This window comes from Mangrovimonas sp. ST2L15 (genome assembly GCF_001280515.1).
GTDB classification, from domain to species: domain Bacteria; phylum Bacteroidota; class Bacteroidia; order Flavobacteriales; family Flavobacteriaceae; genus Mangrovimonas; species Mangrovimonas futianensis.
Genome location: NZ_LBIQ01000030.1, coordinates 1,296,767 through 1,319,204 on the forward strand (window position 1 = coordinate 1,296,767; position 22,438 = coordinate 1,319,204).

Below are 22,438 nucleotides of genomic sequence, written 5' to 3' on the forward strand. Positions count from 1 at the left end.
ATTTTATACGATGTCCAAAAATGGCTTATGCCTCCATATAGTGCTCTATTGGGGCGCAAGTACATATCAAATTACGGTCACCATACGCATCATCAACACGTCTAACAGTAGGCCAAAACTTATTTTCTCCAACATAAGGTAATGGAAATGCAGCCTTTTCTCTTGAGTATGGGAAATTCCATGTGTCCGATGTTAACATTTCCAAGGTATGCGGTGCATTTTTCAATACATTATTGACATCATCTTTAGAAGTAGCATCAATTTCCTTTTTTATAGAAATCATGGCATCACAAAAACGATCCAACTCTTCTTTGCTTTCACTTTCGGTTGGCTCAATCATTAGGGTTCCTGCTACAGGGAATGATACCGTTGGCGCGTGGAAACCGTAATCCATTAAACGTTTAGCAATGTCTGTTACTTCAATACCGTTAGCTTTAAATGGTCTACAGTCTACGATCATCTCGTGCGCTGCTCTACCCATTTCTCCAGAATACAGGGTGTCAAAATGCCCTTGTAGTCTTTGCTTCATATAGTTGGCATTCAAAATAGCTGTTTTGGTGGCATGGGTTAAACCATGTGCTCCTAACATCTTGATGTAACCGTATGAGATTAAACATACCAAAGCAGATCCAAATGGTGCAGCAGAAATAGCTGTAATAGCTTTCTTTCCGCCTGTTTTTATTACTGGATTTCCAGGTAAGAATGGTACCAATTGCTTAGCAACACAAATAGGTCCTACTCCGGGTCCACCACCACCATGAGGAATGGCGAATGTTTTATGTAAATTCAAATGACAAACATCTGCGCCAATTCTACCAGGATTGGTTAATCCCACTTGCGCATTCATGTTGGCACCGTCCATATAGACTTGCCCGCCGTTGTCATGGATGATTTTAGTTACTTCTTTAATGGCAGATTCATATACCCCATGAGTAGATGGGTAGGTCACCATTAAACAAGATAAATTGTCTTTATATTTTTCAGCTTTTTCACGTAAGTCCTCTACATCAATATTTCCTTTATCAGTAGATTTGGTCACTACTACCTGCATGCCAGCCATAACCGCACTAGCAGGGTTGGTACCGTGGGCAGAAGAAGGAATCAAACAAATGTTTCTGTGTCCTTCACCTCTAGATTCGTGATAAGCTTTTATAACCATTAAACCAGCATACTCACCTTGTGCACCTGAGTTAGGTTGCAAGGATGTTGCAGCAAATCCTGTGATTTCTGTCAATTGATCTTCAAGCTCTTTTAAAACAGTTAGGTATCCTTTTGCTTGTTTTTCTGGTACAAAAGGATGAACATTAGCCCATTTAAAGATACTTAGTGGTAACATCTCTGCAGCTGCATTAAGCTTCATAGTACAAGATCCCAAAGAAATCATAGAATGGTTCAAAGAAAGATCCTTGCGCTCCAATTTCTTGATGTAACGCATCAATTCTGTTTCAGAATGGTAAGAATTGAATACATCTAATGTGAGGAATTCTGATTGACGTTGATACTTGTCAGAAATGGCATTTGCATAGGTAATGTCGTCAATAGTGAAGGCTTCTTCTCCAGCAATTTCAGAAAATACCAATATTAAATAATTTAAATCACGAACCGTTGTGGTTTCATTCAATGAAATGGTAACGGTTTCATCATCTGGATAATAAAAGTTGACTTTTTTAGCCTTGGCTATTTTCTTAACCTTTTTAGCTTTTACTTTTATTTGAAGGGTATCAAAATAGTCTGTGTTGACTTGTTTGAAACCTAATTTTTTAAGGGCATCAGCCAATAGAACCGTAGCACTATGTACACGATCTGCAATGAACTGAAGTCCTTTTGGTCCGTGGTACACAGCATACATTCCGGCCATAACTGCCAAAAGTACTTGGGCAGTACAAATATTGGAAGTTGCTTTGTCACGTTTAATGTGTTGCTCACGGGTTTGAAGTGCCATACGTAGCGCACGATTACCGTCCAAATCTTTGGTTACCCCAATAATTCTTCCTGGAATGTCACGCTTATAGGCTTCTTTAGTGGCAAAAAAGGCAGCGTGAGGTCCACCATAACCCATTGGTATACCGAAACGTTGGGTTGTGCCAACCACAACATCAGCACCAAAAGATCCTGGTGCTTCCAGCTTTACTAGGCTTAATATATCAGCCGCAACAGCTACTTTTATATTGTTTTCTTTGGCTTGTTCGATAAAGGATTTAAGATCTGTAACCTGACCATGTTTTCCTGGATATTGTAAAATAGCCCCAAAGAATTCCTGTGAGAAATCAAATTCACTTTCTTTCCCAATAACCAATTCAATTCCAATTGGTAAAGCTCTTGTTTGTAATAGAGAGAGGGTTTGTGGAAGAATGTCTTCTGAAACAAAGAATTTATTAATGCCTTCTTTTTTCTGAGCTCTTTCACGTACAGCAAACAACAGACTCATCGCTTCTGCAGCTGCAGTACTTTCGTCTAACAAGGAGGCGTTTGCCAATTCCATTCCAGTCAAATCAGTAATCATGGTTTGGAAATTCAATAAAGCTTCCAATCTTCCTTGAGCAATTTCAGCTTGATAGGGAGTATAGGCCGTATACCATCCTGGGTTTTCCAAAATATTTCTTTGAATGACCGCCGGAAGAATGGTAGGGTGGTACCCCAAACCGATATAAGTTTTGTAAACCTTATTTTTTTTGGATAAGTTGTGGATGTGAACTAGGTATTCTTGTTCACTCATGGGTTCATCCAAATTCAGTTCTTTTTTTAGTTTGATTCCATCAGGTAAGGTTTCATAGATCAGTTGGTCTAAGCTATCTACACCTATGGTTTTTAACATATCTTGTTGTTCCTGTTGATCAGGTCCTATATGACGAAGTGCAAAAGAGGTTGTATCCATCAAATTTAAGTTGTGTTTTAAGGCGCAAAAGTACGCATTTCTATATGTATTTTTGTTATTGCAGACTAAAGTTTTTAACCAAAAAAAATGGTTATTAACACTTTGATTATTTTTGCTATATGTCTCGATTTAAGGCTTTATTCAATTTTTATATTAATAGCAGTATTCATGTGGCTTTATCTGTGTGTGCTCTTACATGGATTACCTTATTGGAGTTTGGTATTCCTTGGGATACCCTTCTTATCGGATTCATTTTTTTTGCCTCGATAACAGGATATAATTTTGTGAAATATTTTGGTTTGGCTAGGTTTCATCACAGGAGTTTGGCACATTGGCTTAAGGTGATTCAGGTTTTTTCATTGTTGAGTTTCTTGGCCATGATTTATTTCGGACTGAAACTAAAGGAAATGACCTGGCTTTATATTGTAGGTTTTGGAATCGTAACATTTTTATATGCCATACCCTTTTTGCCTAGAAAATTTCTTTTTGACCACCAACAAAATTTAAGAAATGTTGGAGGAGTCAAGGTTTATATCATTGGGTTGACTTGGGCTGGGGTAACAGTCATTTTACCCTTGGTCAATAATGATTTTCAATTGAATTCTGATGCGCTAATTACTTTAGTGCAACGATTTTTATTCGTGTTGGCATTGATGCTTCCTTTTGAAATCAGGGATTTGAATTATGATAGCCTAAAACTGGCTACGATTCCGCAGCAAATAGGTATTAAAAATACTAAGAGGTTTGGTGTGCTTTTGATGCTGTTGTTTGTGATTTTGGAATTGTTCAAGGCCTCGGTTACTTGTCATTTTTTAACCGCAGTTTGTTTTATTGCTTTGGTTACTTTGGCATTTATTTGGGCATCCAAAAAGGAACAGTTTGAATATTATTGTTCTTTCTGGGTGGAAGGCATTCCTATTTTATGGTTGGCTTTGGTTTTGCTTTTGGAGTTCTTTTGAGAAATGGTCTTTGAGGGATTGTTTTTCAGAATGCTTCATGCATTGCACTTTGGATTGCTTGAGGGAATGGGTCAGCTTTTTGTTTTTTGATATGTAGCCTCTGGTGTGTTTGCACCAAATTAATCGTAAATTTAGTTTTAGTTTTTCCCAAAGGGAGGCATCATTATACTGGGACTTGTCACAAATGTGATATGCTTCATCACAGGAGATAAACAAGATAGATTTTTTTTCAGACATAGGTTAAAACCAGTTTTTTTCCATGCAATCAGCTAGGGCTGTTCTTGCCCTGTGAATGATTACCCACAGGTTAGACGCAGTGATGTTTAATTCATTACAAATCGTTTCGGTATCCAAACCTTCTATAGTTTTCATTTTAAATACAGCGGCCTGTTTTTCTGGCAGTTTATCCAAACATTGAAAAATAGCATTTCCAAGTTCGTCATTTTCCATTTGGTCTTCTGCTGTTTTATCAAAGGGATCAGAAACTTGCTCTTCCAGCCAATCGCCATTATTGTCTTCTTCATTATAATTAATCTTGACTTCGGCCTGACCCTTTTTGGAGTTTATCTTACGGTAATAGTCAATTATTTTCCTTTTTAATATAGAAATAAGCCAAGTGCGTTCAGATGCTTCACCTTTAAAATTCTTCATGGAATTTAAGGCAGCAAAGAAAGTTTCTTGTACTAAATCCTTGGCCATTTCCCGGTCGTTCACTCGAGATATGGTATAATTGAATAGGTAATCAGAATACCTATCAATCCACCGGTTGGGATCTAGTTTGTGGCTAGGCATAACAGCAATTCTTTTACTCAAATTTAAACTAAAAAAATGAGTTGGTAACTGATTTAATAATAATATGTTAAAGCGAAGCTGGAACTCATTTAAGTCCACATGATAATAAAGAAAATGTGAACTACTGTTTCAAATGATTTTCCTCCCCATAGTTTTGGGGAATAAACTAGTAATTGGAATTCAATAGTGATTTATATAAGTGCACAAAGTGCGGAAGGCATATAATAGGTCTGCTTTTTTCCGCACTTTTATATGTAAAAGGTTTAATTAATGTTTGTTTCTTCGGTGGGCTTTAGATCTTGAATGGACTTTCTTCGTCCTTTAAAAAAGAAGTAAAGGTTGATAAATAGCATAGTTCCGAGATATATTGTAAATCCACCTATTTTTTTACTTAATATTTCTAACATTTTTTGATAGTTCATCGTTTTGTCACTGTAGTAATATATTTCCATAATATATAAAGCAAAACCAATGTTAATAAGGTAAAATCCTATTTCGAAAAGTTTGTTTGTTGCATTAGCAATACCTGTGTTTCCTTTGAAGATATCAATCATAAATAGTCTTCCATTTTTGAATAGCATTTTGGAGACAAATATGGTTAAAGCAATTACAATAGGGAGATAAATTAAATAGCCGATAATGATTTTTGATTGTTCCATGATTTAAAGATTTAAAATGTTATTTTTATTTAAAAAGTTTAGCCAGAATATGTTGTTGTAATGCAATACTGACAGAAGTAATATTATAAAACCTAGGTTTGACGCTACTGAATTAATTGCCTCTAAAAAGGAATTTACTTTGTCCCAAGATGAAATTGTAAGTATAGCATAACCAATATTTGTTAGGTAATAACCAAGAAGAAGTAGATTGTTTGTGCTTTTTACTAGGTATATTTTATTCTTAAATATCCGCATCAAAAATAGCTCCCCATTTAGGTAAAATAGCCAACCGATTTTTATCATGATTAGACAAATAAGGGGTAAGTACAAAAAATAGGACAGTATGTTATAATTCATTTTGTTGTTATTAAACTTTCAGAAAAAATTGAAACATTGTATTAAAAAAATTAGCGCATAATCTTGATAAATGTTTTAGTCACCCAATTAAGATCTTGGTCAGCTATTTTGTTAAGCATGTCATCGGCTTGTTGGGTTAAATCATGAAGCGCTTTGGTTTGTTTCTTCAATTCCTCTGTTTCTTCACTTTGATCGCTATCAATATTTGAAACCTCCTTTAAAACCTTCAATACAGGTTTTAATTCACGTCTACTTCGTTCTTTGGCTATATGTCTGGCCAGTTCTTCCACATCCTTTTCTGTTGTGAAATATTCTTTACGTTCTCCTGGAATAATTTCTTTGGTAACGATACCCCAGTCCATCAATTGTCTTAAATTCATACTGGTATTACCTCTTGAAATTTTTAACTCCTCCATGATGTCTTCCATGGATAAGGGTTTGGTAGAGATAAATAAAAGCGCTTGAATTTGTGCCATGGCTTTATTGATGCCCCATAGGGAGCCTAAACTCCCCCAAGTGCTAATAAATTTTTCTTTGGCTTCTTGATAATTCATGAGTCAAATATATAAAATATTTTAAACTTTCAATAATAATTGAAAGTTTATTTTCTGAAAGAACTAGTTCTAAAAGGAAACTACTAAAACCGTTAAAACTTAGGCTCTATTTTAAAGACTTTTGAATTTGATTATAAATGTTTAGGGTTTTGGTGGAAGATCAAATGCATTTGCCTCATGTTCAAAATGGTTGCGATGACTACCATCACAAAATGGTTTGTTTTCTGATCTTCCACAGCGGCAAAGTGAAACTAAAGTTCGGCCTCCCAAACCATAAACGTTACCTTCTTTATCAACAATTTCAAAATCGCCATCTACTTTTACGCTTCCGTTGCTAAGTATTGTGAGTTTGGTTTTAGACATGTTTAAATGTATTGGTTATTGGTGGTAAGATACACATTTTTAAAACTTCCTCTAAAGTTTTGAATCATACGCAAACTAAAAATTTTATTAATGCTACTAAATAGTTAAGACGGTTTCACGATGAGCATAAAATCCAAAATAAAAGGGCGATGATTATCGCCCTTTTATTATTTCCTTATTTCTCTATCAATCCAGCCCTTCTTAAAAGCGCCTCTGGTTGTGGTTCCTGGCCTCTAAATTGTTTGTAAAGTTTCATGGGGTCATCTGTGCCTCCTTGAGACAATACATTATCCTTAAATTTACTAGCTACTTCTTTGCTGAATATGCCTTGTTCTTTAAAAAATTCGAAAGCATCGGCATCCAAAACTTCCGCCCATTTGTAGCTGTAGTACCCAGAAGAGTAACCACCTTGAAAGATGTGTGAAAATGACGTGCTCATGCAATTTTCTGCTACGTCAGGGTATAATTTGGTGCTTTCAAAAGCTTTCAGTTCATGAGCTTTCACATTAGAAATATCAGTTGGGTCAATTCCATGCCAACTCATATCCAACAAACCAAAGCTTAACTGCCTTAAGGTTTGCATTCCTTCATGGAAGGTGGCCGATTCCTTAATTTTTTCAACCAAATCCATTGGGATTACCTCACCGGTTTCATAATGGGTGGCAAAAAGTTCCAAGGCCTCTTTTTCATAACACCAATTTTCCAAAACTTGACTAGGTAATTCTACAAAGTCCCAAAAAACACTAGTCCCAGATAAACTTGGATAAGTTGTGTTTGCCAACATGCCATGTAAGGCGTGACCAAATTCATGGAATAGGGTGGTCACCTCATTGAATGTAAGCAAAGATGGTTTTGTCTTGGTGGGTTTAGTGAAATTACAAACAATGGAAATATGTGGACGGTCATTAATGCCATTTTTCACATATTGCGGCTTGTAAACCGTCATCCAGGCACCATTTCTTTTACCTTCCCTAGGAAAGAAATCAGCGTAGAAAATAGAAACATAATTTCCGTTATCATCGGTAACTTTGTACGTCAAAACATCTTCATGATATTTGTCAATCGTATCAATTTCTTCAAAATGTAAGCCATATAGTTTTTGAGCGATTGTAAACACACCATTGATAACATTTTCAAGTTTGAAATAGGGTTTCAATTTCTCGTCATCTAAATCAAACAATTTTTGTTTTAATTTTTCTGAATAATAAGCGCCATCCCATTTCTCTAAATGATCGAAACCATCTAATTCTTTGGCAAAAGCTGATAACTTTTCAAATTCCTTTTCAGCTGCTGGTTTGGCTTTTTCCAAGAGTTCCTGTAAAAAGGTAGTAACCGTTTCAGGATTTTTCGCCATACGCTCTTCTAAAACGAAATGGGCATGAGTAGGATAGCCTAAAAGGTTGGCTCTTTGATGACGTAATTTAGCTATTTTGAGAACTATTTCTTGGTTGTCTAATACATCTCCATGAAATCCTTTGGCTCCAAAGGCAATAGCCAGTTCTTTCCGTAATTCCCTATTGTTAGCATAGGTCATAAAAGGAATGTAGCTTGGGTATTGCAGTGTAATCACCCAGCCCTCTTTTTTCTTGGCTTCTGCTGTTTGTTTAGCTTCTTCCTTAGCGTCTTCGGGTAAACCAGCCAGATCTTCTTCATTCGTTATGTGAAGTTCATATTTATTGGTTTCAGCAAGCACATTTTCTCCAAATTTTAATTTGAGCTGACTCAATTCTTTATCAATTTGACGAAGTTCTTGCTTTTTGTCTTCAGGGAGATTTGCTCCGTTTCTGGAAAAGCTTTTATATTTTTTGTCAAGAAGTGTTTCTTGCTCCTTGGTTAAATCCAACTGCTCCTTTTGATCGTATACAGCTTTAACACGTTCAAACAGCGTTTTATTTAAGGTGATGTCGTTGCTAAACTCAGAAAGTAGTGGAGAAACTTCTTGCGCTATTTTTTGGATTTCGTCGTTGGTCTCGGCCGAATTTAGATTAAAGAAAATACTTGAGATTCTATCAAGTTGTTCTCCAGAGAAATCCAAGGCTTCAATCGTATTATTAAAGGTTGGCGCCTCTTTATTCTCACAAATTTCATCAATTTCTTTTTTAGCATCTGCAATTCCCTGAATAAAAGCCGGAAGGAAATCCTCATTTTTTATTTTTGAGAAGGGAGCTGTATGATATTGATTGTCAAATGGTTTATTTAAAATGTTCATTTTTTTGTAAATTTCTTTAATCAGAATAACGTCCTTTTTTTCTTACTAAAAACTTGATTAGCATAACATTAACAAATTTTTTTCTTTGTAATCTGAAATGTTTTTTTACTTTTGCCGAAGATTTTTCATAAGAGTTTAAAAGTTTACTCTTTAAGATGATTGATTAATAGCTTGAATGCCTCGGTAGGGATACCGAGGCTTTTATTTTAAATCCTTCGCAGATTCGTAGACTTTCATCTTCAAGCCTTCTTTATAAGCAATAATTTTATCTAAAACACACTTGTCTGAGCTCCCGATAATTTGGGCTGCTAAAATACCAGCGTTCTTGGCACCATTCAATGCTACGGTAGCAACTGGTACACCTCCAGGCATTTGAAGAATGGATAAAACGGAATCCCAACCGTCTATGGAATTACTGCTTTTAACGGGTACCCCAATGACAGGTAGAGGGGATAATGATGCTACCATCCCGGGTAAATGAGCTGCACCGCCAGCGCCAGCAACGATGACCTGAATGCCTCTGCTGTGAGCATTTTTACTATAATCAAATAATTTTTCTGGTGTTCTGTGTGCCGATACAATATCAACTTCCACCTCAATATCAAATCCTTCCAATATATCAATAGCTTCTTGCATAACTGGCAAGTCGCTTTTACTTCCCATGATAACTCCTACTTTGCTCATAACTTATTTACTGATTACGTTAATGGTCTTTTTTACTTGTTCGGCTATTTGTCTGGCCTCATTTATATCTTCATTTACTATGGTCACATGTCCCATTTTTCTGAATGGTCTGGTTTGTTTTTTTCCATAGATATGTGGAGTTACACCCTCCATACCCATAATGGCTTCAATATTTTCATAAATGACATCACCGGTATAACCTTCGGCACCAACCAAATTTACCATAATTCCGCCAACAGTACTTTCAGTTTTCCCTAAAGGTAAGTTGAGAACGGCTCTTAGGTGCTGTTCAAACTGAGACGTATAGCTTGCCTCAATGGTTTGGTGCCCCGAATTGTGCGGTCTAGGGGCCACTTCATTAACCAAAATTTGGTCCTCTTGGGTTTGGAACATTTCTACCGCCAACAGCCCTACATGGTTAAATGCTTCAGAAGTCTTTAAAGCTATCTCACGAGCTTTTTTTGCTACATCCTCATCGATTCTGGCAGGACAGATTACATATTCTACCTGATTAGCTTCAGGATGGAATTCCATTTCTACCACAGGATAGGTTTTAATTTCGCCTTTTGGGTTTCTGGCTACAATGACTGAAAGCTCATTTTTGAAAGGAATCATTGTTTCAGTAATACATTCCACATTGGGAAGTCCTTCTAAATCTTCAACTTTGCGTACCACTTTAACACCATTTCCATCATATCCAAATTGGGCGCTTTTCCATACAAATGGCAATTGAATGCCTCCATTGCTAATGGCTTCCTTGATTTCTGAAGTATAAGCAAACCGACTAAAATCAGCTGTTGGGATTTGATTGTCTACATAAAAAAGCTTCTGTTTGGCTTTGTTTTGAATGGTTCTTAGTGTTCTTGAAGAAGGGTACACCTTAATGCCTTCTTTTTCCAAGGTTTCCAAAGCGTCTACATTGACGTTTTCAATTTCTATAGTCAAAACATCTACCTGTTTCCCAAAAGCAACCACGGTATCATAATCCATTAGGTCTCCCTGATGGAATTCGTTACAGGCAATTTTACAAGGAGCTTCGTTACTGGGGTCCAAAACGCTGGTGTTTATGTCAAATTTTCTGGTATTGTAAAGGAGCATTTTTCCTAATTGACCACCACCTAAAATACCTAGTTTAAAATCTGAAGAAAATAAATTCATGAAGGCTTTGTTTTTGGGCAAAAATACAAATCAAATGCCTGTGATAAAACAAAAAGCGCAACAATGTGGCGTCAAATTCGCAAAACTTTTAACATTTGATTATCTTTGTTTTCCAAAATAAATAATCCGGTGGTAAAACTTCACGATTTAGAATTCAGACCTTTTATTAAAGCCCAAGAAATAGATGCCGTTGTGCAACGAATGGTTGATGAAATTTCTCGTGACCTAAAGGATGAAATTCCAGTGTTTGTGGGTATTCTCAACGGTTCCTTCATGTTTGTTAGTGATTTTGTTAAAAAATACCCCAGTGCATGTGAGGTAACATTTATAAAATTGGCTTCTTATGAGGGATTGAAATCTACAGAGGATATACAACGTCTCATTGGCTTGACTCAAGATTTATCAGGAAGAACAGTGGTGATACTTGAGGATATTATCGATTCTGGAAACACCCTTCATGAAGTGCATCGAATATTTAATAACGAAGGAGTAAAACGACTTATTATAGCCTCTTTGTTTTACAAACCGGAAGCTTACAAGAAGGATTTTAAAATTCATTATAAAGGTATCGAAATACCGAAAAAATTTATTGTTGGTTATGGCTTGGACTATAATGGTTTGGGACGTGATTTGCCTGAAATTTATCAATTAAAAACTACACAACATATGACTAATATTGTCCTATTTGGCCCTCCAGGTGCCGGTAAAGGAACACAAGCAGAATTTTTAAAGGAAAAGTATAATCTGGTTCACATTTCTACTGGAGATGTGTTTCGTTATAACATTAAAAACGAGACCGCTTTAGGTATGTTGGCCAAATCCTATATGGATAAGGGTGAGTTGGTACCCGATAAGGTAACCATTGATATGTTGAATGCTGAGGTAGAAAAGAATGCGGATGCCAAAGGTTTTATCTTTGATGGTTTTCCGCGAACTTCTGCTCAAGCAGATGCCTTGGCAGAGTTAATGGATGAGAAGGATTCTCAAATTAACGCCATGATTGCTTTAGAAGTAGATGATGAAATATTGGTGGAACGTTTGTTAAAAAGAGGGGAAACCAGTGGTAGAGCCGATGATGCTGATGAATCCATTATTAGAAATCGAATCAAAGAGTATTACAGTAAAACAGCGATCCTAAAAGATTACTACACCAAGGAGGATAAATATTTTGGAGTAGATGGGGTTGGTAGTATCGAGGAAATCACTCAGCGTTTAAGCGAGGTGATCGACAAGCTGTAATAGACAATTAATAATTATGGCTTTTTTCCTGTTAGTATTTTTGTGCCTTTCTTTTTTGTTATTTCCAATAGCCGCCATAGTGAGTTTGCTAAATAAGACAGCTACAAATAATGACAAATTGATTTGGATTCTTATAGTGTTATTTCTTCCTTTAATTGGATCCATTTTATATTTTGTTATTGGAAGACCAAAATTTAAGGCGCTGGAAATAAGAAATTCCAACAGGAATTATTTTAAATATTAAATTCATTTGACTAATAAATAGCTTCGTTCTGAAGAGATTGTAATATGACTGAAGGGAACTTTGTTGATTATGTAAAGCTTCATGTGGCTTCTGGAAACGGAGGTAAAGGATCTGCACATTTACACCGTGAAAAATATATAGCCAAGGGTGGACCTGATGGAGGCGATGGTGGTCGTGGAGGTCACGTGATAATGAAAGGGAATAAAAACCTTTGGACGCTTTACAATTATAAATTTAAGCGTCACTTCAAGGCCGGTCATGGGGAACATGGGGGTAAGCAAAGAAGTACGGGGGCAGATGGAGAAGATATTTACATGGAAGTGCCTTTGGGAACGGTCATTCGTGATAAAGAAACCAATCAAATCCTTTTTGAAATTACCGACGACGGTGAAGAAAAAATCATCGCTCAAGGTGGTATGGGAGGTCGTGGAAACTGGCATTTTAAGAGTCCCACAAACCAAACACCTCGGTATGCACAACCAGGTATACCTGGTGAAGAAAAGGAGATTATTCTGGAACTTAAAGTTCTTGCCGATGTTGGTTTGGTAGGATTCCCTAATGCAGGAAAATCTACGTTGTTATCTGTGGTCACAGCTGCCAAACCTAAAATAGCAGATTATGAGTTTACAACCCTAAAACCTAATTTAGGTATTGTTAAACATAGAGATTATCAAACTTTTGTAATTGCAGATATCCCTGGTATTATTGAGGGAGCTGCAGAGGGTAAAGGCTTGGGGCATTATTTCTTAAGACACATTGAGAGAAACTCGGTCTTGTTGTTTCTTATTCCAGCCGATGCCGGAGATATCAAGGAACAATATGACATTCTTTTGGATGAGTTGAGAAGATATAATCCCGAGATGTTGGATAAACAGCGTATGATTGCTATTTCCAAAAGTGATATGTTGGATGAAGAATTAAAGGCAGAGATGAAAACCGAATTGGACGCTATCTTACCTATAGATTATATGTTTATTTCTTCGGTGGCACATCAAGGACTTCAAACTTTGAAAGATAAATTGTGGGGCATGTTGAATGACTAAAAGGCCCCTTCTTAATTTCTAATTTTATATCTTTAAAATAAAAGATATGAGAAAATTAAGTTTCCTTTTTCTATTGCTTTTTATGGGGTGCCACAGTATTCAGGTTACGCATGACTACGATAGAAATATTGATTTTTCCAAATACAAAACATTTAACTATTACCCACAGATAAACTCTGGATTGAGTGAGTTGGATGAAAATAGGTTGTTGGATGCCATTGATGCTCATTTGACAAACAAAGGACTTACCTTATCAGAGAATGCCGAGTTGCTTATAAATATTAAAACTTCCGATTATCATTCCATGCAGCAGAGCACTGTTGGATTGGGTCTGGGCGGTGGTGGAGGCCAGGTAGGCGGTGGTGTTTCGGTTGGCATTCCTTTAGGTCAGGATAAAACAAACCGGGTGATACAAATAGATGTTTTAGATCAAAATGGGTTGATTTATCAAGCGATAATGGATTCCCCCTATTTTGATAAGGCTACACCAGATGAGCGCACCAAGCACATGCAAAATATTGTAGAGAAAGCCTTTGAAAAGTTTCCGCCTCCTCAGGAAGTTCGTTAAGATGCTGTTAAGGCTATTTTGATTCCTCTTGGGTTGTTTTAACTTCGTTAGAAACCAATCCAAAAAATAATGAAAAAAGCAATCCTTATTACTTTTCTATTAGTTTGTATCAATTTACAGGCCCAGTATACCATTGAACCTCCCAAAGGATATTCCCATGATATAGGGAATATGATTGTCATGCTTGACAATTTAAAGGGTAGGGTTGAATATTTAGTGAAAGATTTAAATCAGGAACAGACAGATTTTCTGTTGGACGATAATTCCAACCGAATCGGCGCACTCATTTATCATCTGGCCGCAACCGAAGCCCATTACCAAGTATTCACCTTTGAAAAGCGAGACTTTAATGAAGCTGAAAAGGAAAAATGGATGATGGCATTAAGCCTTGGGGATGAAGCTAGAGCAGAATTTCAAGGAAAACCCATTCAGTATTACATGGATTTATATGATGAAGTGCGAAACAAAACAAAGGAACTCATGAAAACCAAAGACGATAAATGGTTTTCAAAAACCAATAAAGGCATGTCCAATCATTGGGCTTGGTTTCATGTGATGGAGCATCAAGCCAACCATATGGGACAATTGGCCTATTTAACCAAAAGATTACCGAAAGAATAATTTAAATATCAAAAAAATGGAAAATAAAGTAGCTTTAATCACAGGAGGCTCAAAAGGCATCGGATTTGGAATTGCACAGGCACTTTTAGAACAAGGAGTACATGTGGCAGTGACCAGTAGAAGCAGCGCTGCGGCTCATGATGCTGCTGGAAGATTAAATGCCCATAAAACAACTAAGGCCAAAGCAGTGGGATTAAAAGGAGATGTGACTGATTTTAATTCCATTCAAGAGGCGGTCAAGGATGTGGTGAATGAATTTGGACACCTAGACATTGTCATTGCCAATGCCGGATTGGGACATTTTGCACCCATTGAAGATTTGACACTAGAACAATGGCAGGAAACTATCGATACCAACTTGACAGGCGCTTTTTATACACTTAAAGCGAGTGTGGATGCTCTAAAAAACACGGAAGGTTATTACATCACTATTTCCAGTTTGGCTGGGACTAATTTCTTCGCTAGCGGATCGGCTTATAATGCCAGTAAATTTGGTGTTACTGGGTTTACCCAAGCAGCTATGTTGGATTTGAGAAAATATGGAATCAAGGTGAGTACCATCATGCCGGGGTCAGTATCGACTTATTTCAATGGTCATGAACCAAATGACAGTGATTCCTGGAAAATCCAGATAGAAGACATCGGTGAGTTGGTGGTCGATTTAATTAAAATGAATCCCCGAACATTACCTAGTAAAATTGAGGTCAGGCCAAGTATGCCACCTTCCAAATAAATTAAAATCCCGCAATTGCGGGATTTTTTGTTTCTATTTTATGTGAATGCGTTGTCCTTCACTATGACTACTAAACTCGGGGGCATACATACTTTGTATGGTGGTAATACCATTGCTCATTTCACCCGCATTATTGACTCTTAAATCATATTCAAAAACATAAACTCCTTTGGGTAAATAATCAAAAAAGAAATTGGTAGAGGCATCCTTGGTGCTTTCATAATATCCCAAGCCGTCTTGATACTTGTAGGCAGAAAGTACGTTGATAGGTTCCAGGCCTGCAGCGCGCATGTCTTTCATGTGTATAAACTCCATATCTCTGTCACTCTTTAATTCAATACGTACTCTCACTAAATCACCAACTTTTAAGGGGGTGTCGTTTGTTATTTCTGAAATCTTTTCACCTGTATTGGTATTGGTTTTTAAGAACAATTTCTTTTTTAAAGAAAGTGGCGATTCTGCAGAGGTAATCGCATCCAGATCTTCAAAATACTGCCAGTATAAACTGCCCCATGCAATCCCGTTTCCTTTTTTGGTTAAGGTCACATCAGCTAACTCAGGTTGGATTTCTGTAGCACTCCAAGATGTTTTGTAGTACCCAGTACCAGCTTCCACCTTGACGTTTTCTAATTTAGCAGGTTCAATCTTTTGATTACCAACCAGAATCTCCACAGCATCGGTGACGCTTAGCCAATCACTACCTTGAAGCAACAAAGCATACACCGCTTCGGTAGTAGCTTTGGTAGTTTTCCATTGATTGGTTTGCTTGTTTTTCAATAACCAGATTTTAAGGTTGTCAACCGTTTCCATATCATTTTCAATTTCAGAAAATGCTTCAATCATTAGGGCTTGGGTTTCAATAGGCGCTTGATACCAATACCAAGAAGCCACATTGTCCTTCCAGTACATACCCAATTCGTCATTGGTGATACTGGTTTCTTTCAAGGATTTCAGGATCTTATTAGCAGTTACTGAATCTAGATTTCTAAAGGCAACCAAAGCTATCATGCCTTTGGCATATAAGGATTTGGAGGTCCAATAGGCCTTCGTCTGATTCATGTAGTAGCTCTTGATGGTGGCCACTTCCTTTGAAAGTTCAACCTCAGGATAGAAACTACGCATATATAAATATTGAATCTGACTGTAACTTAAATGGTCTTTCGATAGATCTACATCTTTACGGTATTTGGTCAAATCCTTGTATTCCTGAACAAATTCTTGATCTAGATAATTCAGAGCTTTTCTAATCATTTCGGTGTCACCCTGAGCTTGTCCAAGTTTGTCTGTAGTGACTCCCAATTGTCCTAAATGCCCAAATCCAGTTATAATATGTTGCGTGATGAAACGGTTAGGTTTTCCACCGTTGAACCAAGCCCAAGCTCCTGAACCCATTTGGTTTTGCTCCAGTTTTTTCAAGCTGTTTTGCAGCTCATTGGTCATTTTGTTCATGTCAAATAACATAGCGATACGTTTCTTTTGTTCGGTTTCGCTTTGAGCATCACGCAGCCAAGGGGTTTCCTGTATCAACAGACTTTTCAATTCCTCGTTTTTCTCCAAATTGCTTAAGAGAGCATCAGAGTTTCGCCATTGATCAAAAACCTCTTTAATTCTAGGATTGCTGTTAGGAATGTGACTTGCCAAGGCATTGGCATAATACCTACTAAAGTTTTGCTCATTACATTCATACGGATATTCCATCAAATACGGTAACGCTTGTACGGCATACCATGCCGGATTGGAGGTGATTTCCAAAGTCAGTTTGTGGTGTTTTAAAGTGGCTGAGGTGTTGGTTTTTAATTTGTCCAACGTAAACGTTCTGGTCTCATTGCTTTTAATCCACATGGGTAAGGTTTCGGTAACCAACATTCTATTGGAAAGCACAGGTAGAGCATTTTGCTCGCCATCGCTAAACTCCCCAGCTTGTGCCACAATTTTATATTGAAGTGCATCTACATGATCAGGAATATGAAGGTTCCAAGTGACTTGGGTGTTCCCTTGTTTTTCTACAGAGAAAGGTAGTATCCCTTGATTGTCATCCTGAGCTTGTCGAAGGAATAGTAACTCATTGGTAATATCCTTTCCAGTGGTAGCATCTTGCAGTTGCAACATGGCATTACCGCTTAAAGCCTTGTCTGAAAGATTGGAAATTTTGGTACTGATGGTAATGGCATCACCTTGTCTTAAAAACCGAGGCACGTTGGGCAACACCATTAATTCTTTTTGGGTCAGGGTGTTTAATTGGGTGACTTGACTTTCCAATGTTTTGGTATGTGCCAACAGTTGCAGTTTCCATTGGGTCAAGGCTTCTGGCGTGGTAAAACTAAAGCTTACGTTCCCGTCTTGATCGGTTTGCAATTGCGGAAAGAAAAAGGCCATTTCTTGCAGGTTTTTTCTAGCTTGGATGTTTTCCAAATGCTTTTTGAATTCCAAAGCTTTCTGCGTTTCAAAATTAAACTCTAAAGAATCTGATAAGGTCATATTAACATATCCTATTCCCGATGCATTTTGAGGAGTCCATATAATGTTATTATCCATGAAATCTTGTTCTAAATCTTCTGACTTTACAACTTGGTATGAGGTAGTAATTTCATCCTTTTTTCTCTTGACTCCAAAAGCACTAATAACAACTTCATCAATTGCACTCTGGTCAGGTAGCATAGATAAATACAGAAAATTGTCATTCTTAATTTTATAATTCAAGCTGCTATAGCCTACAAAACTGAAAATAAGTTGGTCATTATTATCTACTTGAATTAAGAAGTTGCCATCAAAATCTGTTTGGGTTCCATTATTAGTACCCTTAACCACCACATTTACTCCTGGTAATGGAGATCCGTATTCATCTGATACTATTCCAGAAACAAAGCCTTTATCAATACTGGAATCATATTTGCTTTTCAATTCCTTAATTCGTATTTGACTGAGGTAGTTATTGTTGAGCCTCTTGTTTGTTAAATGCAACCCAAACCAATTTAAACCATCATAACTTTGATGAGGGTAACTTAACGGCTGTCGAGACTGATTAAAAACCCGAAAACCGCTACTCCCAAAACTTTGTCCAGAACCTCTATGGCCTCGACTGGAGTAAATAGGTTCATACAACGGATCAAAACGCCAATCATGGGTTTTAAATTGATCTAAAGAGGCATCATACATGCTGGCTAACAACTCGGCACTAACTTGTTCCCCTTTCGGTCCTTTAATAGTAAAACTCCAAGTTTCTTCACTTCCCGGTTGCAGCTTATCTCTGAAGGTTTTAGTCTCAATCTGTAAATCGCTACTCGGATAAGGCACTTGAATGGTTTGGCTCCCGCTTTGAAAACCGTTGGCAAAGGCAAAACTGTAGTGGATGGCAAAACCGCCCAAATCTTTTTCGGTGATGGGAATTTCGAATGAAACCATGTTGTTATTCAATGTCAAAAGTTTGGTCTCTACAATTTGGTGGTTCTTCTCAATATCTATGGTCACAGTGATGTTCTCAGCAGCAGATCCTACCGAAATGACGGCCTGTTCACTTACTTGATAGCGATCCTTATCTGTATGGAATTGGAATAGTTGGTGGTCTGCCAGCGTTTTGTCTTTGGGACTAAACACCGTGATTTGCTGTTCAGCTTTAACCACTTGATCAAAGCGGTCCTTGGTTTCAAAAAAGATTTTATACAAACCAGATTCCCAGGATTTCATATGTCCCAAAATCACCTCTTTAGAATCCTTAGTGTTGACAGCTATGTCTTTGACCAAAGTCCCAAATTTCCAAGTGTTGACATCGTTTTCATCTTGGTAGGCTTCATGGGGAAAATGTGTTTTAAATTCGGCTTGGGTCATCAAAGGATAATCGGGAGCTGACCAAGGACGATCTCTCAAAACTTGCTCAGGAGCCTGTAGTTTATAAATTTTTAAAGACCCTTCAGTAGGTACAAATGCCCCATTTAAGTTGTTGGTGATTAGAGTCAATGCCTCTTTTTTGTTGGTTTTATCCCATTTGTTCGGAGCTTGGATACTTGCTGTCAAAGCATGATAACCCACATTTACCGTTGTGGTAGCCGAACGGGTTTCTCCATTGATGTCCGTTACATCTGCTGTAACCTCATATTGAAAGGTGGGTTGACCTTCCTTGCTCACCGCGGTGTCCGGAAGCGCCTTAAATACCACTTCAAACTCACCTTGAGCATTGGTGGTAGTTTCCCCATGGGCGATTTCTTGGGGCTCACTGTAATAGGCGCGAGGATTCCATCGGTACCAAATAGGGTATTGCACTTGTCGAACCACCCGATAGGTCACCTTGGCATCGGTAATGTTGCTACCAGCAAAGGCAAGGGCCGTTCCATGGACAGTAACTGAATCATTCAGGCGAAAGGTATCAGTGATAGGCGTAAATTTGGTTTCAAACTTGGGACGTTTGTATTCTTCAACCGAAAAGTAATATTCGACATCCAAATCATTACCATCACCATGAAAATTGATGTTGTATTGTCCATTTAGACCGGAGCTAGGTAATATAAACTCCCCAGCAACAGAACCATATTCGTTACTTTTTAATTCCAATTCAGCAACTTCATCATCGTTCACGTTATACACATCCACATAAAACAATTGATTGGGAATGACTTCAGACTTTCCTTTGACTGTTTTCATGGCAATGGCCTTAAAATAAACCGTTTGCCCAGGGCGGTAAATACTCCTATCTGTAAACACAAAACCTTTGTAATCCGCATCGGTTTCAGAACGATTGTAGTGTTGACTAATGTAATGATTCCCAAAGTGGGCTCGGTCTTTTCCATAGGTCACTTCCATGGTTATGTTCCTCCAATACTCATTGGGTTTTTGAATTTGGATCATTCCTTTTGAGTCCGAAGTAAACGATTTGGTAATATAAGAGCCATTGTAGTTCTTTTGATAGCTTAATACCACTTTGGCCTTAGCAATAGGTGCTCCATTGGTTCGATTAATGACTTGATAGTATTGATTCAACTCATCAGAAGTTTCAGTAATGGCCAAGTTGGTCACTTGAAAGGTCTGGGCAGCAAAGGTGTTTGCTTCATTATTAACCAGAGCTACCATAAGGTACCTGCCGTTGTCCAATTGAGGCACCAATACTTCTGTGCTGTGAGACTGGTAATCACCCTCATCTTTTAGAGTGGTTTCCCAAACATGGCTAGCCGTCAACTTTTTAATGAATTCCCATTGCAAGTCTTCCCTATGGTTTTCTTGGTAGGTCTTGTATTGTTTTTCGGTAAATTTAAACACCTTAAGTTCTAAAGCTTGGATGTTTTTATAAATTACCAGAACTTTACTGTGCTGTTGAATGGGAAGATGGCTTTCTGTCATTAAGTTTAAACTTTCTCTGGAGATATAACTTTGAAGCACCTCACATTTTTCAGCGCCTATACTTTCAGGGAAATTTTTAATAAGTTGCTCACACAAGTCAAAAGCTTTTTTGACTTTCCAACGGTTCTCTTCTTGGGTACGAGGTTGGTAACCTTGTCCTTGATAATAATATTGCTGAGCCTCCTCAAAACCATAAAGGGTACTCACCGCTTGACCAGAATAAGTGTCTTGACTTTCCTTTAAAGTACGAATCAGGATGTCCTGTTTGTCGGGGAAACTGGCATAGCTTTCTACAAAGTTGAGACGCTCAATATCAACCTCTACTAGTGCATCTGCTTGGGTGTCGGTTTGATGAAATTGAATCAAATCCTGATACAACTTCAAGGCTTGAAATGGTAGAGAAGTAGAATCAGTCGAAGTGATGTTTAAGCTTGAAAATTCATCAGCAGGACATAAAAATCGGTCGTTGTCAATCTCAAAAGCTTCAGTTGGTTTGGTGATGCTACTCTCATCGGTCTTATAAAATTCCAAAGCATTATGTGCCAACAAATCGTAAAGGGTTGGTCTATAAATTTTAGAATCCTTTTGTTCGGTAAGTAGTAGCTTAAAGGTTTCAATAGGTGTTTCTTTAAGAATATCTGCGGGTTCCAGAGATGCTTGATAGTGCTTTTGTATTTCTTTAAAAAGCGTGTTTAAATCCCACGTTCTGAAATCCACCGAATCTACTTTCTGTGTGGTTTCAGTGCGGTTGTATATCTTCCAGCGGTTTTGCTGAAAGTATTGCCAATACATCGTGGCTAGCATATTTTCCAACAGATTTTTGGTAGGGGCTTCTGCTTGGTGTATTTCGGTTTTGAAATCTTGAATCACTTTTAATTGAGCGTCTTCTTCCAGAATCAAGGCAAACTTGCTTTTGTAAATAAGGGTCTTGATTTCCTGCGGCTTGTTACCTTCCTTTTTCGCTAAAGTGGCAATATCATTAACAACTTCCAGGGCAGATTTGGGCAAATTGTCCAGTTCGTAGCTTTCTACCTGTTTCCAAAGTTTAGGATAGGGATCGGTTTGGGAAAAACCAGTTAGGGTCATAAGACTTATTAAGAAGGTGATGGCAAGTGGTTTCATGTAATATATTTTCTACAAAATACAGTTCAAAAGTTGTACCAAAAAATAGATATTGAGGCAACTACGTGTTCTGTTGAGTTAAAGTAGGTATTTACCAAGTCAAAAAGAAAAATTACCTTTGGAATATGTGGCGACTAGGTATCATATTTATATTTCCCATAGGCCTCTTATCCCAAACCTTGGATGATGAGGTTAAGAGCATCTTGATGAACAACCAGTTTGCAGATGTAGAAAGTTATATGGAAATGAAATTGGAGGCCAACCCAAACGATTTGGAGACCGTAGAACTTTTGGGAGATATTTATTCCCATCAAGAAATGTGGGATGAAGCCGTTGAGCAATATGACATATTGAAATCCAAACATCCCGAGAATGCCAACTACCAATACAAGTATGGCGGTGCCTTAGGAATGAAAGCGGCATCCAATAAACTGGCAGGTATCGGTTTAATATCAGATGTGAAAGCTTCCTTATTAAAGGCTGCTGAATTAGATCCTAGTCATATTGATGTAAGGTGGGCTCTTGTGAAGTTTTATATGGAATTGCCTGCCATTTTAGGAGGTTCTACAGACAAGTCCTTAGAATTTGCCAATCAACTTGAGACCCTTTCCCCTGTAGATGGACATCTAGCCAAGGGTTTTATTTTTAAGGAAAATGAAAATTATAATCAGGCTGAAACCCATTTAAAAAAGGCTTTAGAAATAGGAGGCTCTAAAACCTGCTATTTGGAGTTGGCTAAATTATATATAGAAACCAACCAAAAAGAAAAGGCCAAACAAGTTCTTAAACAAGGGGTAGATGCCTTAAAGGATGACGATTTAAGAAACAAGCTACAAGAATTATCATCAGAGTAAATGCCTAATAAAATGAGGTGGTAAGCTTTAACAAATAACACAAATCCCCTATCTTTGATTCACAATTCTACACCCA

General features: G+C 37.5%; 17 protein-coding genes. 8 read left to right on the forward strand and 9 right to left on the reverse strand.

Features of this window, described 5'->3' with window-relative positions; translation table 11 throughout:
• Window positions 1–25 precede the first annotated feature (25 nt).
• Window positions 26–2,875 (reverse strand): aminomethyl-transferring glycine dehydrogenase, encoded by a 2,850-nt coding sequence (gcvP, locus tag ZA07_RS09570; protein ID WP_053971468.1) that lies wholly within the window; start codon window positions 2,873–2,875, stop codon window positions 26–28.
• Window positions 2,876–2,994: 119 nt separating this feature from the next.
• Here gcvP and ZA07_RS09575 point away from each other — a divergent pair, with 119 nt between their 5' ends.
• A complete protein-coding gene (locus ZA07_RS09575) occupies window positions 2,995–3,834 on the forward strand; it encodes a hypothetical protein (RefSeq protein WP_053971469.1) in 840 nt (279 codons plus the stop codon).
• 240 nt (window positions 3,835–4,074) lie between these two features.
• Here the strand turns inward: ZA07_RS09575 and ZA07_RS09580 are convergent, their stop codons facing one another.
• The 7 genes from ZA07_RS09580 to ZA07_RS09615 all read right to left on the reverse strand — a co-directional run bounded on the left by ZA07_RS09580 (window position 4,075) and on the right by ZA07_RS09615 (window position 10,610).
• A complete protein-coding gene (locus ZA07_RS09580; protein WP_053971470.1) occupies window positions 4,075–4,626 on the reverse strand; it encodes a sigma-70 family RNA polymerase sigma factor in 552 nt (183 codons plus the stop codon).
• A 263-nt stretch (window positions 4,627–4,889) separates the two neighbouring features.
• Window positions 4,890–5,285, reverse strand: a complete 396-nt coding sequence (locus ZA07_RS09585; protein WP_053971471.1) for a hypothetical protein — start codon at window positions 5,283–5,285, stop codon at window positions 4,890–4,892.
• A 407-nt stretch (window positions 5,286–5,692) separates the two neighbouring features.
• On the reverse strand, window positions 5,693–6,196 hold the full coding sequence (locus ZA07_RS09595; RefSeq protein WP_053971473.1) for a GbsR/MarR family transcriptional regulator: 504 nt from the start codon (window positions 6,194–6,196) through the stop codon (window positions 5,693–5,695).
• A gap of 141 nt (window positions 6,197–6,337) precedes the next feature.
• On the reverse strand, window positions 6,338–6,559 hold the full coding sequence (locus ZA07_RS09600) for a CDGSH iron-sulfur domain-containing protein (RefSeq protein ID WP_053971474.1): 222 nt from the start codon (window positions 6,557–6,559) through the stop codon (window positions 6,338–6,340).
• A 175-nt stretch (window positions 6,560–6,734) separates the two neighbouring features.
• Window positions 6,735–8,768, reverse strand: coding sequence for a M3 family metallopeptidase (locus ZA07_RS09605; RefSeq protein WP_053971475.1), 2,034 nt, complete (start codon window positions 8,766–8,768; stop codon window positions 6,735–6,737).
• Window positions 8,769–8,969: 201 nt separating this feature from the next.
• Complete coding sequence (gene purE / locus ZA07_RS09610; protein ID WP_053971476.1) at window positions 8,970–9,452, reverse strand: 5-(carboxyamino)imidazole ribonucleotide mutase; 483 nt, start codon at window positions 9,450–9,452, stop codon at window positions 8,970–8,972.
• A gap of 3 nt (window positions 9,453–9,455) precedes the next feature.
• Window positions 9,456–10,610 carry a 5-(carboxyamino)imidazole ribonucleotide synthase gene (locus ZA07_RS09615; protein WP_053971477.1) on the reverse strand — a complete coding sequence of 385 codons (1,155 nt, stop codon included), beginning with the start codon at window positions 10,608–10,610 and terminating at the stop codon, window positions 9,456–9,458.
• 129 nt (window positions 10,611–10,739) lie between these two features.
• Between ZA07_RS09615 and ZA07_RS15890 the strand changes: the two genes are divergently transcribed.
• The 6 genes from ZA07_RS15890 to ZA07_RS09645 all read left to right on the forward strand — a co-directional run bounded on the left by ZA07_RS15890 (window position 10,740) and on the right by ZA07_RS09645 (window position 15,058).
• Complete coding sequence (locus ZA07_RS15890; protein WP_082316593.1) at window positions 10,740–11,849, forward strand: adenylate kinase; 1,110 nt, start codon at window positions 10,740–10,742, stop codon at window positions 11,847–11,849.
• 16 nt (window positions 11,850–11,865) lie between these two features.
• Window positions 11,866–12,093 carry a PLD nuclease N-terminal domain-containing protein gene (locus ZA07_RS09625; protein ID WP_053971478.1) on the forward strand — a complete coding sequence of 76 codons (228 nt, stop codon included), beginning with the start codon at window positions 11,866–11,868 and terminating at the stop codon, window positions 12,091–12,093.
• A 44-nt stretch (window positions 12,094–12,137) separates the two neighbouring features.
• On the forward strand, window positions 12,138–13,136 hold the full coding sequence (obgE, locus tag ZA07_RS09630) for a GTPase ObgE (protein ID WP_053971479.1): 999 nt from the start codon (window positions 12,138–12,140) through the stop codon (window positions 13,134–13,136).
• Window positions 13,137–13,182: 46 nt separating this feature from the next.
• Window positions 13,183–13,704, forward strand: coding sequence for a DUF4136 domain-containing protein (locus ZA07_RS09635; RefSeq protein ID WP_053971480.1), 522 nt, complete (start codon window positions 13,183–13,185; stop codon window positions 13,702–13,704).
• Window positions 13,705–13,773: 69 nt separating this feature from the next.
• A complete protein-coding gene (locus ZA07_RS09640) occupies window positions 13,774–14,325 on the forward strand; it encodes a DUF664 domain-containing protein (protein ID WP_053971481.1) in 552 nt (183 codons plus the stop codon).
• A 16-nt stretch (window positions 14,326–14,341) separates the two neighbouring features.
• Window positions 14,342–15,058 carry an SDR family oxidoreductase gene (locus ZA07_RS09645; RefSeq protein WP_053971482.1) on the forward strand — a complete coding sequence of 239 codons (717 nt, stop codon included), beginning with the start codon at window positions 14,342–14,344 and terminating at the stop codon, window positions 15,056–15,058.
• Between the two features lie 33 nt (window positions 15,059–15,091).
• Here the strand turns inward: ZA07_RS09645 and ZA07_RS09650 are convergent, their stop codons facing one another.
• Window positions 15,092–21,508 carry an alpha-2-macroglobulin gene (locus ZA07_RS09650; protein ID WP_053971483.1) on the reverse strand — a complete coding sequence of 2,139 codons (6,417 nt, stop codon included), beginning with the start codon at window positions 21,506–21,508 and terminating at the stop codon, window positions 15,092–15,094.
• Between the two features lie 125 nt (window positions 21,509–21,633).
• Between ZA07_RS09650 and ZA07_RS09655 the strand changes: the two genes are divergently transcribed.
• Window positions 21,634–22,362, forward strand: a complete 729-nt coding sequence (locus tag ZA07_RS09655; protein ID WP_053971484.1) for a lipopolysaccharide assembly protein LapB — start codon at window positions 21,634–21,636, stop codon at window positions 22,360–22,362.
• Window positions 22,363–22,438: the final 76 nt, after the last annotated feature.

Coding starts and splice junctions, on each gene's coding strand:
- obgE (WP_053971479.1), top strand. CDS start 12,138: ATGACTGAAGGGAACTTTGTTGATTATGTAAAGCTTCATGTGGCTTCT.
- ZA07_RS09645 (WP_053971482.1), top strand. CDS start 14,342: ATGGAAAATAAAGTAGCTTTAATCACAGGAGGCTCAAAAGGCATCGGA.
- ZA07_RS09650 (WP_053971483.1), bottom strand. CDS start 21,508: ATGAAACCACTTGCCATCACCTTCTTAATAAGTCTTATGACCCTAACT.
- ZA07_RS09575 (WP_053971469.1), top strand. CDS start 2,995: ATGTCTCGATTTAAGGCTTTATTCAATTTTTATATTAATAGCAGTATT.
- ZA07_RS09655 (WP_053971484.1), top strand. CDS start 21,634: ATGTGGCGACTAGGTATCATATTTATATTTCCCATAGGCCTCTTATCC.
- ZA07_RS09615 (WP_053971477.1), bottom strand. CDS start 10,610: ATGAATTTATTTTCTTCAGATTTTAAACTAGGTATTTTAGGTGGTGGT.
- ZA07_RS09635 (WP_053971480.1), top strand. CDS start 13,183: ATGAGAAAATTAAGTTTCCTTTTTCTATTGCTTTTTATGGGGTGCCAC.
- ZA07_RS09585 (WP_053971471.1), bottom strand. CDS start 5,285: ATGGAACAATCAAAAATCATTATCGGCTATTTAATTTATCTCCCTATT.
- ZA07_RS09600 (WP_053971474.1), bottom strand. CDS start 6,559: ATGTCTAAAACCAAACTCACAATACTTAGCAACGGAAGCGTAAAAGTA.
- ZA07_RS09580 (WP_053971470.1), bottom strand. CDS start 4,626: ATGCCTAGCCACAAACTAGATCCCAACCGGTGGATTGATAGGTATTCT.
- purE (WP_053971476.1), bottom strand. CDS start 9,452: ATGAGCAAAGTAGGAGTTATCATGGGAAGTAAAAGCGACTTGCCAGTT.
- gcvP (WP_053971468.1), bottom strand. CDS start 2,875: ATGGATACAACCTCTTTTGCACTTCGTCATATAGGACCTGATCAACAG.
- ZA07_RS09625 (WP_053971478.1), top strand. CDS start 11,866: ATGGCTTTTTTCCTGTTAGTATTTTTGTGCCTTTCTTTTTTGTTATTT.
- ZA07_RS09640 (WP_053971481.1), top strand. CDS start 13,774: ATGAAAAAAGCAATCCTTATTACTTTTCTATTAGTTTGTATCAATTTA.
- ZA07_RS09605 (WP_053971475.1), bottom strand. CDS start 8,768: ATGAACATTTTAAATAAACCATTTGACAATCAATATCATACAGCTCCC.
- ZA07_RS09595 (WP_053971473.1), bottom strand. CDS start 6,196: ATGAATTATCAAGAAGCCAAAGAAAAATTTATTAGCACTTGGGGGAGT.